17 protein-coding genes are annotated in these 15,252 nt (G+C 42.2%); 14 read left to right on the top strand and 3 right to left on the bottom strand.

The window, feature by feature from the left end:
* Window positions 1–10 precede the first annotated feature (10 nt).
* From serS to HMPREF2853_RS08700, 3 genes are all read right to left on the bottom strand, one after another.
* Window positions 11–1,285 (bottom strand): serine--tRNA ligase, encoded by a 1,275-nt coding sequence (gene serS, locus HMPREF2853_RS08710; protein ID WP_070535847.1) that lies wholly within the window; start codon window positions 1,283–1,285, stop codon window positions 11–13.
* 213 nt (window positions 1,286–1,498) lie between these two features.
* Window positions 1,499–1,870 carry a DUF956 family protein gene (locus tag HMPREF2853_RS08705; protein WP_070535844.1) on the bottom strand — a complete coding sequence of 124 codons (372 nt, stop codon included), beginning with the start codon at window positions 1,868–1,870 and terminating at the stop codon, window positions 1,499–1,501.
* Window positions 1,871–1,872: 2 nt separating this feature from the next.
* A complete protein-coding gene (locus HMPREF2853_RS08700) occupies window positions 1,873–3,237 on the bottom strand; it encodes an aspartate kinase (RefSeq protein ID WP_000869633.1) in 1,365 nt (454 codons plus the stop codon).
* Between the two features lie 282 nt (window positions 3,238–3,519).
* Between HMPREF2853_RS08700 and HMPREF2853_RS08695 the strand changes: the two genes are divergently transcribed.
* The 14 genes from HMPREF2853_RS08695 (at window position 3,520) to HMPREF2853_RS08630 (ending at window position 14,935) form a co-directional block, all read left to right on the top strand.
* On the top strand, window positions 3,520–4,305 hold the full coding sequence (locus HMPREF2853_RS08695) for an enoyl-CoA hydratase (protein ID WP_070535841.1): 786 nt from the start codon (window positions 3,520–3,522) through the stop codon (window positions 4,303–4,305).
* 90 nt (window positions 4,306–4,395) lie between these two features.
* Window positions 4,396–4,830, top strand: coding sequence for a fatty acid biosynthesis transcriptional regulator FabT (locus HMPREF2853_RS08690; RefSeq protein ID WP_000386338.1), 435 nt, complete (start codon window positions 4,396–4,398; stop codon window positions 4,828–4,830).
* A complete protein-coding gene (locus tag HMPREF2853_RS08685; protein ID WP_070535838.1) occupies window positions 4,830–5,804 on the top strand; it encodes a beta-ketoacyl-ACP synthase III in 975 nt (324 codons plus the stop codon). Before HMPREF2853_RS08690 ends, HMPREF2853_RS08685 begins: the two co-directional genes overlap by 1 nt.
* Window positions 5,805–5,861: 57 nt before the next feature.
* Window positions 5,862–6,086 (top strand): acyl carrier protein, encoded by a 225-nt coding sequence (locus HMPREF2853_RS08680; protein ID WP_000257840.1) that lies wholly within the window; start codon window positions 5,862–5,864, stop codon window positions 6,084–6,086.
* 117 nt (window positions 6,087–6,203) lie between these two features.
* Window positions 6,204–7,178, top strand: a complete 975-nt coding sequence (gene fabK, locus HMPREF2853_RS08675; RefSeq protein WP_000857451.1) for an enoyl-[acyl-carrier-protein] reductase FabK — start codon at window positions 6,204–6,206, stop codon at window positions 7,176–7,178.
* Entirely contained in the window at window positions 7,171–8,091 is a 921-nt protein-coding gene (gene fabD, locus HMPREF2853_RS08670) for an ACP S-malonyltransferase (protein WP_070535835.1), read from the top strand. Before fabK ends, fabD begins: the two co-directional genes overlap by 8 nt.
* Window positions 8,092–8,136: 45 nt before the next feature.
* The gene (gene fabG / locus HMPREF2853_RS08665; protein ID WP_049501103.1) at window positions 8,137–8,868 is read left to right on the top strand and encodes a 3-oxoacyl-[acyl-carrier-protein] reductase; all 732 of its coding nucleotides are present in this window, start codon (window positions 8,137–8,139) and stop codon (window positions 8,866–8,868) included.
* A 28-nt stretch (window positions 8,869–8,896) separates the two neighbouring features.
* The gene (gene fabF / locus HMPREF2853_RS08660) at window positions 8,897–10,132 is read left to right on the top strand and encodes a beta-ketoacyl-ACP synthase II (RefSeq protein WP_070535832.1); all 1,236 of its coding nucleotides are present in this window, start codon (window positions 8,897–8,899) and stop codon (window positions 10,130–10,132) included.
* A gap of 2 nt (window positions 10,133–10,134) precedes the next feature.
* A complete protein-coding gene (accB, locus tag HMPREF2853_RS08655) occupies window positions 10,135–10,623 on the top strand; it encodes an acetyl-CoA carboxylase biotin carboxyl carrier protein (RefSeq protein WP_049504816.1) in 489 nt (162 codons plus the stop codon).
* The gene (fabZ, locus tag HMPREF2853_RS08650; protein WP_000565515.1) at window positions 10,620–11,042 is read left to right on the top strand and encodes a 3-hydroxyacyl-ACP dehydratase FabZ; all 423 of its coding nucleotides are present in this window, start codon (window positions 10,620–10,622) and stop codon (window positions 11,040–11,042) included. Before accB ends, fabZ begins: the two co-directional genes overlap by 4 nt.
* An 11-nt stretch (window positions 11,043–11,053) precedes the next feature.
* Window positions 11,054–12,421 (top strand): acetyl-CoA carboxylase biotin carboxylase subunit, encoded by a 1,368-nt coding sequence (gene accC / locus HMPREF2853_RS08645; RefSeq protein WP_049519395.1) that lies wholly within the window; start codon window positions 11,054–11,056, stop codon window positions 12,419–12,421.
* A 35-nt stretch (window positions 12,422–12,456) separates the two neighbouring features.
* Window positions 12,457–13,323: an acetyl-CoA carboxylase, carboxyltransferase subunit beta gene (accD, locus tag HMPREF2853_RS08640; protein ID WP_001173376.1), complete on the top strand. Its 867-nt coding sequence runs from the start codon at window positions 12,457–12,459 to the stop codon at window positions 13,321–13,323.
* On the top strand, window positions 13,320–14,087 hold the full coding sequence (locus HMPREF2853_RS08635) for an acetyl-CoA carboxylase carboxyl transferase subunit alpha (protein WP_049489769.1): 768 nt from the start codon (window positions 13,320–13,322) through the stop codon (window positions 14,085–14,087). The genes accD and HMPREF2853_RS08635 overlap by 4 nt, the downstream gene beginning before the upstream one ends.
* A gap of 146 nt (window positions 14,088–14,233) precedes the next feature.
* Window positions 14,234–14,935, top strand: a complete 702-nt coding sequence (locus HMPREF2853_RS08630) for a CPBP family intramembrane glutamic endopeptidase (RefSeq protein ID WP_049519393.1) — start codon at window positions 14,234–14,236, stop codon at window positions 14,933–14,935.
* Window positions 14,936–15,252: the final 317 nt, after the last annotated feature.

Raw genomic sequence — 15,252 nt, 5'->3', positions numbered from 1 at the left:
GCCTTGTTTTTTATGGTTTGATAACTTCAGCTCCACCCATGTATGGACGAAGAGCTTCTGGAATGGTTACAGAACCATCTGCATTTTGGTAGTTTTCAAGAATAGCAGCCACTGTACGCCCAACTGCAAGTCCAGAACCATTCAAGGTGTGAAGAAGTTTAACTTTACCATCTGCTTCATCACGGTAGCGAATTTGAGCACGACGGGCTTGGAAATCTTCTGTATTTGAACAGCTTGAGATTTCACGGTAGGTATTTTGCGCTGGAATCCAAACTTCCAAGTCGTAAGTCTTGGAAGCTGAGAAGCCCATATCCCCAGTAGAGAGGGCAACGACACGGTACGGAAGATTGAGTTTTTGAAGGATGTTTTCAGCGTTGGCTGTCATTTTTTCTAATTCTTCATAAGATTCTTCTGGTTTTGCAAATTTGACCATTTCAACCTTGTGGAATTGGTGCAGACGGATCAAGCCACGTGTATCACGACCAGCAGAACCCGCTTCAGAACGGAATGATGGACTCATAGCAGTGAAGTAGATTGGTAGGTCTTTACCGTCAAGGATTTCATCACGGTAGTAGTTTGTAAGAGGCACTTCAGCTGTAGGAATGAGGACATAATTAGTGTCTTTCAATTCAAAAGTGTCTTCCTTGAATTTTGGATATTGCCCAGTACCAAACATAGAGTCATGGTTAACCATGTAAGGTGTGATAACTTCCGTATAGCCTTCTTTACCATGCTCATCCAACATGAAGTTGTAGATAGCGCGTTCCAAACGAGCCCCAAGTCCTTTATAGAAGAGGAAACGAGCGCCCGTTACCTTACCACCGCGTTCCCAGTCAAGGATACCCAAGTCTTCACCAAGATCCCAGTGAGCTTTTGGTTCAAAGTCAAACTCGCGCGGAGTCCCCCAACGGCGAACTTCCACATTGTCATCTTCGTCAGCCCCAACAGGAACGCTGTCGGCAGGGATGTTTGGAAGAGTAGTGGTAAATTCTGTCAATTTAGCATCGATGTCCGCCAATTCAGCATCCAAGGCTTTGACTTCAGCAGATAGGGTTTGCATTGCAGCAATCTTGTCATCGGTATTTTCCTTGTTGCGCTTAGCTTGGGCAATCTCAGCAGAAACAGTGTTGCGTTCTGCTTTGAGCGTTTCAACCTTAACCAAGATGTCACGACGTTTAGCATCGATTTCTTTCATCTCATTTAAGATAGCAGCATCTACACCACGTGTAGCTAATTTTTCAGCGACAGCATCAAAATTTGTGCGAATACGTTTAATATCTAACATAAGAACTCCTTTATGAAAAAAGCACACCTGACAAAGTGTTGGAGTGGCAGGGCCACGGTTCCATCCAACTTCACAGGTGTGCACTTGATTCTGTATTTAATTGTGAACAACGGTAGAATTTCACCTATCCCTCCTATCTGCTCGCAGCACCCGCAGACTTTCTGAAAGAAGGAGATAACTTACTTATCCGTTGCTATGATTATACTAAAGTTTCTACTTTTTTGCAAATAGATTTTTAAATTTTTGACCAATGGTCTGAATCAAAGTAGGAAGTTTGACAACCTTATCGTTTCCTAATTTTTCACGAGCGATTTTGAGGATAGTCCCAGAGTCTTTTGAGGCAAAGAGGAATTTTCCTTGATCAGTGAAGACTTCAAAGTGACGGCTGATCTTGCGACCACTTACATTAGCTCCTATTTGCTGAATGCTGGACCAAGGGATTTGTATATATTGTTCGACATTGACATCAGGATAAAACTCTAAGGCTTGATCCCCGACTAAAAATTTTCCAACTTTTCCAGAGATAGAGAGGTAAGATGTCCCAGTGGTTTGGAGGTCAATGACTTGATTGAGTGATTGGGCCATGATTAGTCTTCCTTACTTTCATCGAAAAAGGCATGATAGAGAGCCTTGATGGCTGCTTTTTCTTGCTCTTTATTGACAACAAACATGATGGAAACTTCACTTGAACCTTGGGACATCATCTGGATGTTGATTTTATTCTCAGACAAAGCACGTGTTGCAGTAGCAGTTACCCCGATATGGCTCTTCATCTTTTCTCCGACAATCATAATGATGGAAAGGTCATGTTCGATTTCAGCATGGTCCACTTCAGCCTTTTGAACGAGTTGACGTAGAATTTCTTCTTCTTTGATAGGAGTCAATTCACGGGAGCGGAGGATGATTGAAAGATCGTCGATACCTGTAGGCATGTGTTCCCAACCGATATTGAGGTCCTCAAGGATTTGAAGAACCTTGCGACCAAACCCTACTTCACGGTTCATGAGGTATTTTGACATGTTGATGCTGACGAATCCTGAGTCACCTGCAATCCCTACTACTGGGAATTTATCACTACTGTGTTCTAAAACAATGCGTGTTCCTGGGTGATCAGGGTTGTTGGTATTCTTGATGACAAGAGGAATTTTTCCGCGGTAAGCGGGTAGAAGAGCTTCGTCATGAAGGACTGAAAATCCAGCGTAAGCCAACTCACGCATTTCACGGTAGGTTAATTCAGGAATGGAATGTGGTTGGTGGATAATACCAGGATGGGCAGCAAAGATACCATCTACGTCTGTAAAGTTCTCATAGAGATCAGCCTTAACACCTGCTGCAATGATAGAACCTGTGATATCTGAACCTCCACGTGAAAAAGTACAGATTTGATTTTCCTTAGTCACACCAAAGAAACCAGGGATGACAAGGACTTCGTTGCTATCAGCCAAGCCTTCAATCTTATCATAACTAGATGGAATGATACGTGCGTTTCCAGGTTCACTTGTGACAACGATCCCAGCTTCTCTTGGGTGAACATAGCGTGCATCGATACCGTTTTGGTTAAAGTAGGCTGCAATCAATTTGGCATTGTTATTTTCTCCAGCCGCTAGGAAGGTATCATAGAGAAATTCATTGTCCTCTATAGGAAGAGTTGCCAAGGCCCGAATACTTTTAGAGATTTTTTCTAAAACAGCAGGTTTTAACCCTAGTTCACTAACCATAGCGGCATAACGGTCAATGATCCAGCTTTGGCTAGCACTGATGTCATTTCCAGCCACATAGTCGCGATAGTATTTGATCAAGGCATCAGTTACCTTGGTATCTTCAGCATTGCGTTTTCCGGGTGCAGAAACGACTACAAAACGGCGCTCTTTATCACTTTTAACGATGTTTAAAACTTTTTCTAACTGACCAGCAGAGGCAAGCGAGCTTCCACCAAATTTTACAACCTTCATAAGGACTCCTCAAGTAAGTATTTTATACGATTATAGCAGAAAGAGGGGCATTTTTCAATGACGAAAATAACTTCCTATTATAATAGAAGAAAACACTAACTTATTCTGAAAAGTGATAACGATTTAAAAGTAAGAGTGTCAAATTTTACTCACACTCATAAATGATGGGTAAATAATCAGCTGAGACACTTTCCTTTAGTTTTTCCTTGCCTCTTTATCCAAAAAAAGGTATACTTTGATGATAAAACAATTTCATTGCCTTATAAAAGAAAAGGAGAAGCTATGAATCATATCTTATATCAGATCGTAGATGATCTTGCTATCATTACTTTGAATCGTCCCGAAGTGGCAAATGGTTTCCATATCCCAATGTGTGAGGAAATTTTAGAAGCTTTGACCCTAGCAGAGCAGGATCAAGCTGTGCAGTTCATCTTGATAAACGCTAATGGGAAGGTCTTTTCAGTTGGGGGAGACTTGGTTGAGATGAAACGCGCAGTAGACGAAGATGATATCCCTTCTTTGAATAAGATTGCGGAATTAGTCAATACAATTTCTTTTAAAATCAAGCAAATTCCTAAACCTGTTTTGATGGAGGTAGATGGAGCGGTTGCTGGTGCCGCAGCAAATATGGCAGTAGCAGTTGATTTTTGCTTGGCGACTGATAAGGCAAAATTCATTCAAGCCTTTGTCGGAGTTGGCTTGGCACCAGACGCTGGTGGGATTCATCTCTTGAGTCGTAGTATCGGGGTAACACGGGCTGCACAACTTGCCATGACAGGAGAAGCCTTGGCTGCTGAAAAAGCGCTAGAATGGGGCGTGGTATACCGTGTTTGTGAAGTTGACAAATTAGAAAAAACAAGAGAACAAGTTCTAAAAAAATTAAGAAGAGGTTCAGCAAACTCATACGCAGCGATTAAAAAGCTAGTTTGGGAAAGTCAATTTAAGGATTGGCAGAATTACGCTGAATTAGAATTGGAATTACAAGAATCGTTATCTTTAACTGAAGACTTTAAAGAAGGGGTTCGAGCGCATTCTGAAAGAAGAAGACCAAAATTTACAGGAATGTAAAAAAATACTTGCACAATTTTTTGAAGTTTGTTATACTTCTTTTATCAAATGTTTTGATTGTAAAAGTTTTTTGAGGAGGAGGGAAAAAGTTTGGACTACCAACAAGTAAATGATTATCTAACATCTATTTTTAATAACGTCCTTGTGATCGAGGAGGTTAGCTTACGAGGTAGTCGATTCAAAGACATCTCCATCAAAGAAATGCACACGATTGATGTGATTGGGAAGTTCCCAGAGGCAACGCCAAGTAAGGTTTCAAAAGAACTGATGGTAACTCTTGGGACAGTGACGACGAGTTTGAATAACCTGGAGAGAAAAGGTTATATTGAGCGTATTCGTTCTGACCAAGACCGTCGCGTGGTCTATCTGCATTTGACAAAGCAAGGTCGTTTGGTTCACCGCCTTCATAAACGATTCCACAAGGCTATGGTTGAAAAAATCATCGATGGCATGAGCCCTGAGGAAAAAGAAGTCATGGGCAGAGGTTTAACGAACCTTTATCAATTTTTGGAGGATTTGAAATAATGGCTTTTGCAAAGATAAGCCAGGTTGCTCATTATGTTCCAGAGCAAGTGGTCACTAATCATGACTTAGCCCAAATCATGGACACAAACGATGAGTGGATTTCAAGTCGGACAGGAATTAAACAGAGACATATTTCAAAAACAGAGTCTACAAGTGATTTAGCGACAGAAGTAGCTAAGAGCTTGTTGGCTAAAGGGAGCTTAACAGCGGATCAGATTGATTTTATCATTGTAGCGACGATTACCCCAGACTCGATGATGCCTTCCACAGCAGCTCGAGTTCAGGCAAATATCGGAGCGCATAGAGCTTTCGCCTTTGATCTGACAGCAGCTTGCAGTGGCTTTGTATTCGCTCTCTCAACTGCAGAAAAGTTTTTAAGTTCTGGACAGTTCAAAAAAGGGATTGTTATCGGGGCTGAGACCTTATCCAAGGCAGTTGATTGGTCAGATCGTTCGACAGCTGTTCTCTTTGGGGATGGTGCTGGTGGGGTTCTCTTGGAAGCGAGCGAAACACGTCACTTCCTTGTGGAAAGTCTCTATACGGATGGCTCTCGGAGCGAGTGTTTGACCTATGGTCAAACGGCTTTGGCTTCTCCTTTCTCGGATCAAGAAGCAGTTCCTGCTTTTTTGAAAATGGATGGACGAGCAGTTTTTGATTTTGCAAATCGTGATGTTGCTAGATCGATCAAAGAAACCATTGAAAATGGTCCAATCGCAGCATCGGAATTGGATTATCTCTTGCTTCATCAGGCAAATATCCGCATTTTGGATAAGATGGCTAAGAAGATCGGTGTTGACCGAGACAAACTTCCTGCCAATATGATGGAGTATGGGAATACCAGTGCAGCAAGTATCCCGATTTTGCTCTCAGAGTGTGTGGAGAATGGTATGATTCGTTTAGATGATAGCCAGACGATTCTCCTATCAGGCTTCGGTGGAGGTTTGACATGGGGCACACTCATTCTTACAATCTAGGTAATCATGTGGTAAACACATAGTTATAAATTTTTTATATTTTAAAGGAGTCCTATCATGGCAGTATTTGAAAAAGTACAAGAAATTATCGTTGAAGAACTTGGGAAAGACGCATCAGAAGTAACACTTGAATCTACTTTTGATGATTTGGATGCAGATTCATTGGACTTGTTCCAAGTAATCTCTGAAATCGAAGATGCTTTCGATATCCAAATCGAAGCAGAAGATAACTTGAAAACAGTTGGTGACTTGGTTGCCTACGTTGAAGAGCAAACAAAATAATTAACATATTACTAGAAGGAGTAGGGGAAACCCACTCCCTCTTGTTTAGGTAATAGTTTGAAACTCAAATGATAAACTCGTCGAACTATTACGTAAGCAAGGAATGATGGAGGCACTATGAAAACACGTATTACAGAATTATTGAACATTGATTATCCTATTTTCCAAGGAGGAATGGCCTGGGTTGCAGACGGTGACTTGGCTGGTGCAGTATCAAAAGCTGGTGGTCTAGGAATCATCGGTGGTGGGAATGCACCTAAAGAGGTCGTAAAGGCTAATATCGATAAAATCAAATCACTTACGGACAAACCTTTTGGTGTCAACATCATGCTCTTGTCACCTTTTGTAGAAGACATCGTTGATCTCGTGATTGAAGAAGGGGTTAAGGTGGTTACAACTGGTGCAGGAAATCCAAGTAAATACATGACTCGTTTCCATGATGCAGGAATTACAGTTATTCCTGTTGTTCCAAGTGTTGCTTTGGCAAAACGTATGGAAAAAATTGGTGCAGATGCAGTTATTGCAGAGGGAATGGAAGCCGGTGGACATATTGGTAAATTAACAACGATGACCTTGGTTCGCCAAGTTGCTGCAGCTGTTTCAATTCCAGTTATCGCAGCTGGAGGAATTGCCGACGGTGAAGGTGTCGCTGCAGGCTTTATGCTTGGTGCAGAGGCTGTTCAAGTTGGTACGCGTTTCGTAGTAGCTAAGGAATCTAACGCCCATCCAAAATACAAGGAAAAAATCTTAAAAGCGCGTGATATCGATACGACTATTTCAGCTCAACATTTTGGACATGCTGTTCGCGCCATTAAAAATCAGTTGACACGTGACTTTGAACAGGCTGAAAAGGATGCCTTTAAACAAGAAGATCCAGATTTAGAAATCTTTGAGCAAATGGGAGCTGGTGCTCTTGCTAAAGCAGTTGTTCATGGAGATGTAGAAGGTGGATCTGTCATGGCAGGTCAGATTGCTGGTTTGGTTTCTAAAGAGGAAACTGTCGAAGAAATCCTAAAAGATCTATACTATGGTGCAGCCAAAAAAATTCAAGAAGAAGCCTCTCGTTGGGCAGGAGTTGTAAGAAATGACTAAAACAGCCTTTCTATTTGCGGGTCAAGGAGCTCAGTATCTAGGAATGGGGCGTGATCTCTATGATCGCTACCCTATCGTCAAGGAAACAATTGACCAAGCCAGTCAGGTTTTGGGTTATGACCTTCGTGACTTGATTGATAAGGAAGAAACCAAGTTAAACCAGACTCGCTATACGCAACCAGCTATTTTAGCGACTTCGGTTTCTATTTACCGACTATTGAAAGAAAAGGGTTATCAGCCGGATATGGTAGCAGGATTGTCTCTTGGGGAATATTCTGCTCTTGTAGCAAGTAGTGCCTTGGACTTCGAAGAGGCAGTTGCCTTGGTTGCTAAGCGTGGTGCTTATATGGAAGAGGCTGCACCTGCAGGATCTGGAAAGATGGTAGCCGTTCTTAATACTCCAGTTGAAGTGATTGAGGAAGCTTGTGAAACAGCCTCTAAAGTTGGAGTAGTGACTCCAGCTAACTACAACACCCCAAGCCAAATCGTTATCGGTGGTGAGGTGGCTGCGGTTGACCGCGCAGTTGAACTCTTGCAGGAAGCAGGAGCAAAACGATTGATTCCTTTAAATGTATCTGGTCCTTTCCATACAGCTCTTCTTAAGCCAGCCAGTCAGCAACTAGCTGGAGCTCTTGAAGGAGTGAGTTTCGCTGATTTCACTTGCCCACTAGTCGGAAATACGGAAGCTGCTGTTATGGAAAAAGATCGAATCCAAGAGCTTTTGACGCGTCAGGTCAAAGAACCTGTTCGTTTTTATGAAAGTATTGCTGTGATGCAGGATGCTGGGGTAACCAACTTTATTGAAATTGGTCCGGGGAAGGTCCTATCAGGCTTTGTCAAAAAAATCGATAAAACAGCTCAGCTAGCTAACGTTGAAGACCAAACAAGCTTGGATGCTTTGTTAGGAAACTAATGATCCATTCTCCCACAAAATACAACAGGAAACAGGAGAAATAGAATGCAACTTACAAACAAAAATGTCTTTGTAACAGGTTCAAGTCGTGGTATCGGACTTGCCATTGCTCACAAATTTGCCCAACTAGGCGCTAATGTAGTTTTGAATAGTCGAGGAGCAATCTCAGAAGAATTGCTGGCTGAGTTTTCAAACTACGGCGTCAAAGTAGTACCGATTTCAGGTGATGTTTCAGACTTTGCAGATGCCAAGCGTATGGTAGATCAAGCGGTTACAGAACTCGGTTCTGTTGATGTCTTGGTCAACAATGCTGGGATTACTCAGGATACTCTCATGCTTAAGATGACCGAGGAAGACTTTGAAAAAGTGATTAAGATCAACTTGACAGGTGCCTTTAACATGACGCAAGTAGTCTTGAAACAGATGATCAAGGCACGTGAAGGTGCGATCATCAACATGTCCAGTGTGGTCGGTTTGATGGGAAATATCGGACAAGCCAACTATGCAGCTTCTAAAGCAGGTTTGATTGGTTTTACCAAGTCAGTTGCACGTGAAGTTGCCAATCGTAATGTGCGCGTAAATGCTCTTGCACCAGGAATGATCGAGTCAGATATGACAGCTGTTTTGTCTGATAAGGTCAAGGAAGCGACATTGGCCCAAATCCCAATGAAACAGTTTGGTCAAGCAGAACATATCGCAGATGCTACAGTGTTCCTGGCTGGACAGGATTATTTAACTGGACAAGTTCTCGCTGTTGATGGCGGACTTAGCATGTAAAAAATAAGGAAAGATATAGGTAAGACAGATGAAACTAAATCGAGTTGTAGTAACAGGTTACGGATTGACCTCTCCGATTGGAAATACTCCAAAATTCTTCTGGAATAGTTTGCAAACTGGAAAAATTGGAATTGGAGAAATCACTAAATTTGACCACAGCGAATTTGCTGTGCACAATGCAGCAGAAGTCCAAGATTTCCCATTTGATAAATACTTTGTCAAAAAAGATACCAACCGTTTTGACAACTATTCTTTGTATGCCTTGTATGCGGCTCAAGAAGCGGTGACAAATGCAAATCTTGATGTAGAAGCAATCGATAAAGATCGCTTTGGTGTCATCGTTGCTTCTGGTATTGGGGGAATTAAAGAAATCGAAGATCAGGTTATCCGTCTTCATGAAAAAGGTCCAAAACGCGTTAAACCAATGACACTTCCAAAAGCCTTGCCAAATATGGCTTCAGGAAATGTTGCTATGCGTTTCGGAGCAAACGGTATCTGTAAATCAATCAATACAGCCTGTGCCTCATCAAACGATGCCATTGGGGATGCCTTCCGTTCTATCAAGTTTGGTTTCCAAGATGTCATGTTAGTTGGTGGATCAGAATCATCTATCACTCCTTTTGCTATCGCTGGTTTCCAAGCTTTGACCGCCCTATCAACTACAGAGGATCCAACTCGTGCTTCTATTCCATTTGACAAAGACCGTAATGGTTTTGTCATGGGAGAAGGTTCAGGGATGTTGGTTCTTGAAAGCCTTGAACATGCTGAAAAACGTGGTGGAACTATATTGGCTGAAGTAGTTGGCTACGGTAATACCTGTGATGCTTACCATATGACTTCACCTCATCCAGAAGGTCAAGGTGCGATTAAGGCCATGAAGTTGGCTTTGGAAGAAGCAGAAATTTCTCCAGAGCAAGTGGCTTACGTCAACGCCCACGGAACTTCAACTCCTGCTAATGAAAAAGGAGAAAGTGGCGCAATCGTAGCTGTCCTTGGTAAAGAAGTACCTGTATCTTCAACCAAGTCCTTTACAGGACACTTGCTTGGTGCTGCAGGGGCAGTGGAAGCCATCGCTACCATCGAAGCCATGCGTCATAACTATGTACCAATGACAGCTGGGACAAGCGAGTTATCAGACTATATCGAGGCGAATGTCGTTTATGGACAAGGCTTGGAGCAGGAAATCCCTTATGCTATTTCAAACACTTTTGGTTTTGGTGGACACAATGCGGTTCTTGCTTTCAAACGTTGGGAGAATAAATAATTATGAATTTAAATGAGATCAAGGACTTGATGGCTCAATTTGACCAATCAAGTTTGAGAGAATTTTCTTATAAAAACGGAACGGACGAATTGCAGTTCAGTAAGAATGAAGCAAGGATGGCTTCTGAAGCACCAGCTCAAGTTGTTCCAGCGCCAGCTGCAGTAGCTGCAAGTCCAGTAGTTTCGGCCCCTTCAACTCCAGTAGAGAGTGCAGTGGAAGAAGCTCCAGCACCAGCTGAAACGACGGTTGCTCCAGAGGGTGATGTCGTTGAAAGTCCACTTGTAGGGGTGGCTTACTTGGCTGCTGGACCAGATAAACCTGCCTTTGTCACAGTCGGAGATAGTGTTAAAAAAGGTCAGACTTTGGTGATCATCGAAGCCATGAAAGTCATGAATGAAATCCCTGCACCTAAAGATGGTGTGGTGACAGAAATTCTCGTTTCAAATGAAGAAATGGTTGAGTTCGGTAAAGGATTGGTACGTATCAAATGATCGATATTCAAGGAATCAAAGAAGCTCTACCCCATCGCTACCCCATGCTCCTAGTGGATCGTGTCTTGGAAGTGAGCGAAGATACCATTGTTGCCATTAAAAATGTGACCATCAACGAACCTTTCTTCAATGGTCATTTTCCTCAATACCCAGTCATGCCAGGTGTTCTTATCATGGAGGCCTTGGCTCAGACTGCTGGTGTCTTGGAATTGTCCAAACCTGAAAATAAAGGGAAACTAGTCTTCTATGCTGGCATGGATAAGGTTAAGTTCAAGAAGCAAGTTGTACCAGGTGACCAATTAGTCATGACGGCTACTTTTGTTAAACGTCGTGGTACGATTGCTGTGGTTGAAGCAAAGGCTGAAGTAGATGGTAAGCTTGCAGCGAGTGGTACTCTTACCTTTGCAATTGGAAACTAAGGAGGATCTCCATGTTTCGTAAAATTTTGATTGCCAACCGTGGTGAGATTGCGGTTCGCATTATTCGAGCTGCGCGTGAATTGGGCATTGCGACCGTGGCAGTTTATTCAACTGCTGATAAGGAAGCCCTTCACACACTCCTAGCGGATGAAGCTATCTGTATCGGACCTGGTAAGGCGACAGAATCTTATCTCAATATCAATGCAATTTTGTCTGCTGCGGTCTTGACAGAAGCAGAAGCCATCCATCCAGGTTTTGGATTTCTTAGCGAAAACTCCAAATTTGCCACGATGTGTGATGAAGTAGGGATTAAGTTCATCGGCCCTTCTGGTGCTGTGATGGATACCATGGGAGATAAGATCAATGCGCGTGAGCAAATGATCAAGGCTGGGGTTCCAGTTATCCCAGGATCTGATGGTGAAGTTCACACGGCTGAAGAGGCGCTTGCAGTTGCAGAAAAAATTGGCTATCCAGTCATGCTTAAGGCATCGGCAGGTGGTGGTGGAAAAGGGATTCGTAAGGTTGAAAAGGCAGAAGACTTGGTCGCAGCCTTTGAGACAGCATCCAGTGAAGCTAAGGCCAATTTTGGAAATGGCGCTATGTATCTTGAGCGTGTGATTTATCCAGCTCGTCATATCGAAGTTCAGATTCTTGCAGATCAAGAGGGTCATGTTGTCCATCTTGGTGAACGGGATTGTTCACTCCAACGGAATAACCAAAAGGTCTTAGAAGAAAGCCCATCCATTGCGATTGGCAAAACCCTTCGTCATGAAATTGGTGCTGCAGCCGTTCGTGCAGCAGAGTCTGTAGGCTATGAAAATGCAGGGACGATTGAATTTCTTCTCGATGAAGCCAGTGGCAATTTCTACTTCATGGAAATGAATACTCGTGTGCAAGTTGAACACCCAGTCACAGAGTTTGTTTCAGGTGTTGATATCGTGAAGGAGCAGATTCGCATTGCTGCCGGGCAACCTTTACCTTTCAAACAAGAAGATATTGTCCTACGAGGTCACGCTATCGAATGCCGGATCAATGCGGAAAATCCAGCATTTAACTTTGCTCCAAGCCCAGGTAAAATTACCAACCTCTACCTTCCAAGTGGAGGAGTTGGATTGCGTGTAGACTCTGCAGTCTATCCAGGTTATACCATTCCTCCTTACTATGATAGTATGATTGCTAAAATCATTGTTCATGGGGAGAATCGTTTTGATGCCTTAATGAAGATGCAACGGGCACTTTATGAACTTGATATTGAAGGAGTGCAAACCAATGCAGACTTCCAGTTGGATCTGATTTCAGACCACCGAGTTATCGCTGGTGACTACGATACTTCCTTCTTGATGGAAACTTTCTTGCCAAAATACCAAGAAAAAGAATAGACTTTCAAATAGTATGAGAACTAAAAGGGGGAGTTATGGCTCTATTTAGTAAAAAGGATAAGTATATTCGGATCAATCCTAACCGTTCCGTAAGGCAGAAACCACAAGCCAAGCCTGAGGTTCCGGATGAACTCTTCTCCCAGTGTCCTGGTTGTAAACACACCATTTACCAAAAGGATCTTGGGAGCGAACGAATTTGTCCCCATTGTAGCTATACTTTCCGTATTTCAGCTCAGGAACGCTTGGATTTGACGATTGATTCTGACACCTTTGTGGAGATGTTTACGGGTATTGAAACTCAAGATCCATTAAACTTTCCTGGCTACCAGAAAAAACTAGCTAGTATGCGTGAAAAGACAGGTTTGGATGAAGCAGTACTGACTGGTACAGCTAGCATCAAGGGACAAAAAGTTGCCCTTGGGATCATGGATTCAAACTTTATCATGGCTTCTATGGGAACCGTTGTGGGTGAAAAAATCACGCGCTTGTTTGAGTATGCAACGGTAGAAAACTTGCCAGTCGTTCTCTTCACAGCTTCTGGTGGAGCCCGTATGCAAGAAGGAATCATGAGCTTGATGCAGATGGCTAAGATTTCTGCGGCAGTTCAACGTCATTCCAAGGCAGGACTTTTTTACCTAACTATTTTAACCGATCCGACAACAGGTGGGGTGACCGCTTCTTTTGCTATGGAAGGGGATATTATCCTAGCTGAGCCACAGAGTTTGGTTGGTTTTGCTGGACGTCGTGTTATCGAAAATACAGTTCGTGAGACCTTACCGGATGACTTCCAAAAGGCAGAATTTCTGCTTGAACATGGATTTGTTGATGCAATTGTCAAACGGAGAGAATTGCCTGAAACAATTGCTAAATTAGTAAGATTGCATGGAGGAAGTCGCGGATGAATATTGCAAAAATAGTCAGAGAGGCACGCGAGCAGAGTCGTTTGACCGCACTTGATTTTGCCAATGGAATCTTTGACGAGTTTATCGAATTGCATGGAGATCGCTCTTTCCGCGATGATGGTGCGGTTATCGGTGGAATTGGCTGGTTAGGTGAACAAGCAGTAACTGTCGTTGGTATCCAAAAGGGGAAGAGTCTTCATGACAACCTCAAACGGAATTTCGGGCAACCTCATCCAGAAGGTTATCGTAAGGCCTTACGCTTGATGAAACAGGCAGAAAAGTTTGGTCGTCCAGTTGTGACCTTTATCAATACGGCGGGTGCTTACCCAGGTGTTGGAGCCGAGGAACGTGGACAAGGTGAAGCAATCGCCCGAAACCTGATGGAAATGAGTGATCTCAAGGTTCCAATCATCGCGATTATTATCGGTGAAGGTGGATCTGGTGGGGCCCTAGCTCTAGCCGCAGCTAACCGTGTCTGGATGTTAGAAAACTCAATCTACGCCGTACTTAGCCCGGAAGGATTTGCCTCTATCCTTTGGAAGGATGGAAGTCGTGCTATGGAAGCGGCGGAGTTGATGAAAATCACTTCACATGAACTCCTAGAAATGGGAATCGTAGACAAGGTAATCTCAGAAGCAGGGCTGTCAAGTAAAGAACTGCTAAGTTGCGTTAAAAATGAATTGCGTGCAGAACTAGATAGGTTGCAAGAACTACCACTCGACCAACTTATCGAAGAACGTTACCAACGCTTTAGAAAATACTAAGAAAATTTAAAAGCTAGAACAATTTGTTCTAGCTATTTTGATAATAGAGCATGGATAAATATGAATACTCTAGATAAATAAGAAAATAATCAATGGTATATCCTCTATATTGCCCTAATAGAGAGTTTACCATTAGGAGAGAAAGAATGAAAAAGACAATACATTTAGGAATCTGTATGATTTTAATGTTCCTGTACATTTATTTAACGCCATTAGGGGCTATAACTCTAGCTAGGACCTTTGGTTTAGGAATGGACAGCTATATAATCTTCCTAGTTGGAGAAGTGTTGCTTATTTTCTTTTTATTCGTTTTGTGGTTGAAAAAGAAGAAGATGCTCTTTATCTTCGAGAAAAAGGGTTGGCGCTGGTCTTATCTCGCTTTCTTAGTGGCTTGCTTTCTTATCTATTCTTTTCTAAATGGATTTAGAATGCAGAATATTCGATTGATTGACAATAGCTTTATTTTCCAAGACCTTCTTTCAGAACTTTACTCAAACGGAAGAGAAACGACTCTATCAAGTCTTATATTTTTAATCTTTAACATTTCGATTGTACCTGTTGTTGAGGAGACAATCTATAGAGGTTATTTTATGAATACCTTCTTTCCGAAGTCGGAGTTTTATTTGGATGTGATTTTGTCTTCTTTCATCTTCGGGCTTAGTCACTTAGTTCTATCTCATCGTGACCCCATCAGTCTCCTAATGTATAGTATTCTTGGTCTTCTATTTGCAGTCGCTTATCGAGTTACGGGTAGTCTTCGGTTTACCATTTTTTGTCATAGTTTCTATAATGCAATTCCCTATGCTCCGTCAATCTTATTTTATATTTATTATTTGATTTTTAGATAGTAGGAAGTAAAGAAAAAGTGTTTGATAATTGTCAAACACTTTTTCTAATTTAATGGGAAGATAGAGAAATCTCTTTTATCAATTTCTTATTTCTCAATGAGTAAAGCTACCATTTAGGGTGAAAAATTGACAGTTGAGGAGATAGGCTATAAAATAGACAAAAAGATGTATACTGTAGATGTAAACTGACAAAAATTTATTTTAAGGAGCTACTTGATAGGACAGGTACAAAAACATTTACAGTTCTTTTATCTGAGGACTTAGAGCAAGTTTCAGGTGGTGGCATGATTTGGTTAGTTTATGATAGACATTGGCCT

The sequence above is a fragment of the Streptococcus sp. HMSC077F03 genome, from assembly GCF_001812375.1.
GTDB lineage: Bacteria > Bacillota > Bacilli > Lactobacillales > Streptococcaceae > Streptococcus > Streptococcus oralis_S.
The sequence above is the reverse complement of the archived record's forward strand: the minus strand, read 5'-3'. Positions and strand labels throughout refer to the sequence as shown.

Bases quoted from the DNA above. Each gene is read 5' to 3' on its own strand.
- HMPREF2853_RS08680 (WP_000257840.1), top strand. From the start codon at position 5,862: ATGGCAGTATTTGAAAAAGTACAAGAAATTATCGTTGAAGAACTTGGG.
- HMPREF2853_RS08630 (WP_049519393.1), top strand. From the start codon at position 14,234: ATGAAAAAGACAATACATTTAGGAATCTGTATGATTTTAATGTTCCTG.
- HMPREF2853_RS08700 (WP_000869633.1), bottom strand. From the start codon at position 3,237: ATGAAGGTTGTAAAATTTGGTGGAAGCTCGCTTGCCTCTGCTGGTCAG.
- fabZ (WP_000565515.1), top strand. From the start codon at position 10,620: ATGATCGATATTCAAGGAATCAAAGAAGCTCTACCCCATCGCTACCCC.
- fabG (WP_049501103.1), top strand. From the start codon at position 8,137: ATGCAACTTACAAACAAAAATGTCTTTGTAACAGGTTCAAGTCGTGGT.
- HMPREF2853_RS08685 (WP_070535838.1), top strand. From the start codon at position 4,830: ATGGCTTTTGCAAAGATAAGCCAGGTTGCTCATTATGTTCCAGAGCAA.
- HMPREF2853_RS08695 (WP_070535841.1), top strand. From the start codon at position 3,520: ATGAATCATATCTTATATCAGATCGTAGATGATCTTGCTATCATTACT.
- accC (WP_049519395.1), top strand. From the start codon at position 11,054: ATGTTTCGTAAAATTTTGATTGCCAACCGTGGTGAGATTGCGGTTCGC.
- accD (WP_001173376.1), top strand. From the start codon at position 12,457: ATGGCTCTATTTAGTAAAAAGGATAAGTATATTCGGATCAATCCTAAC.
- accB (WP_049504816.1), top strand. From the start codon at position 10,135: ATGAATTTAAATGAGATCAAGGACTTGATGGCTCAATTTGACCAATCA.
- fabF (WP_070535832.1), top strand. From the start codon at position 8,897: ATGAAACTAAATCGAGTTGTAGTAACAGGTTACGGATTGACCTCTCCG.
- HMPREF2853_RS08705 (WP_070535844.1), bottom strand. From the start codon at position 1,870: ATGGCCCAATCACTCAATCAAGTCATTGACCTCCAAACCACTGGGACA.
- HMPREF2853_RS08635 (WP_049489769.1), top strand. From the start codon at position 13,320: ATGAATATTGCAAAAATAGTCAGAGAGGCACGCGAGCAGAGTCGTTTG.
- fabK (WP_000857451.1), top strand. From the start codon at position 6,204: ATGAAAACACGTATTACAGAATTATTGAACATTGATTATCCTATTTTC.
- fabD (WP_070535835.1), top strand. From the start codon at position 7,171: ATGACTAAAACAGCCTTTCTATTTGCGGGTCAAGGAGCTCAGTATCTA.
- serS (WP_070535847.1), bottom strand. From the start codon at position 1,285: ATGTTAGATATTAAACGTATTCGCACAAATTTTGATGCTGTCGCTGAA.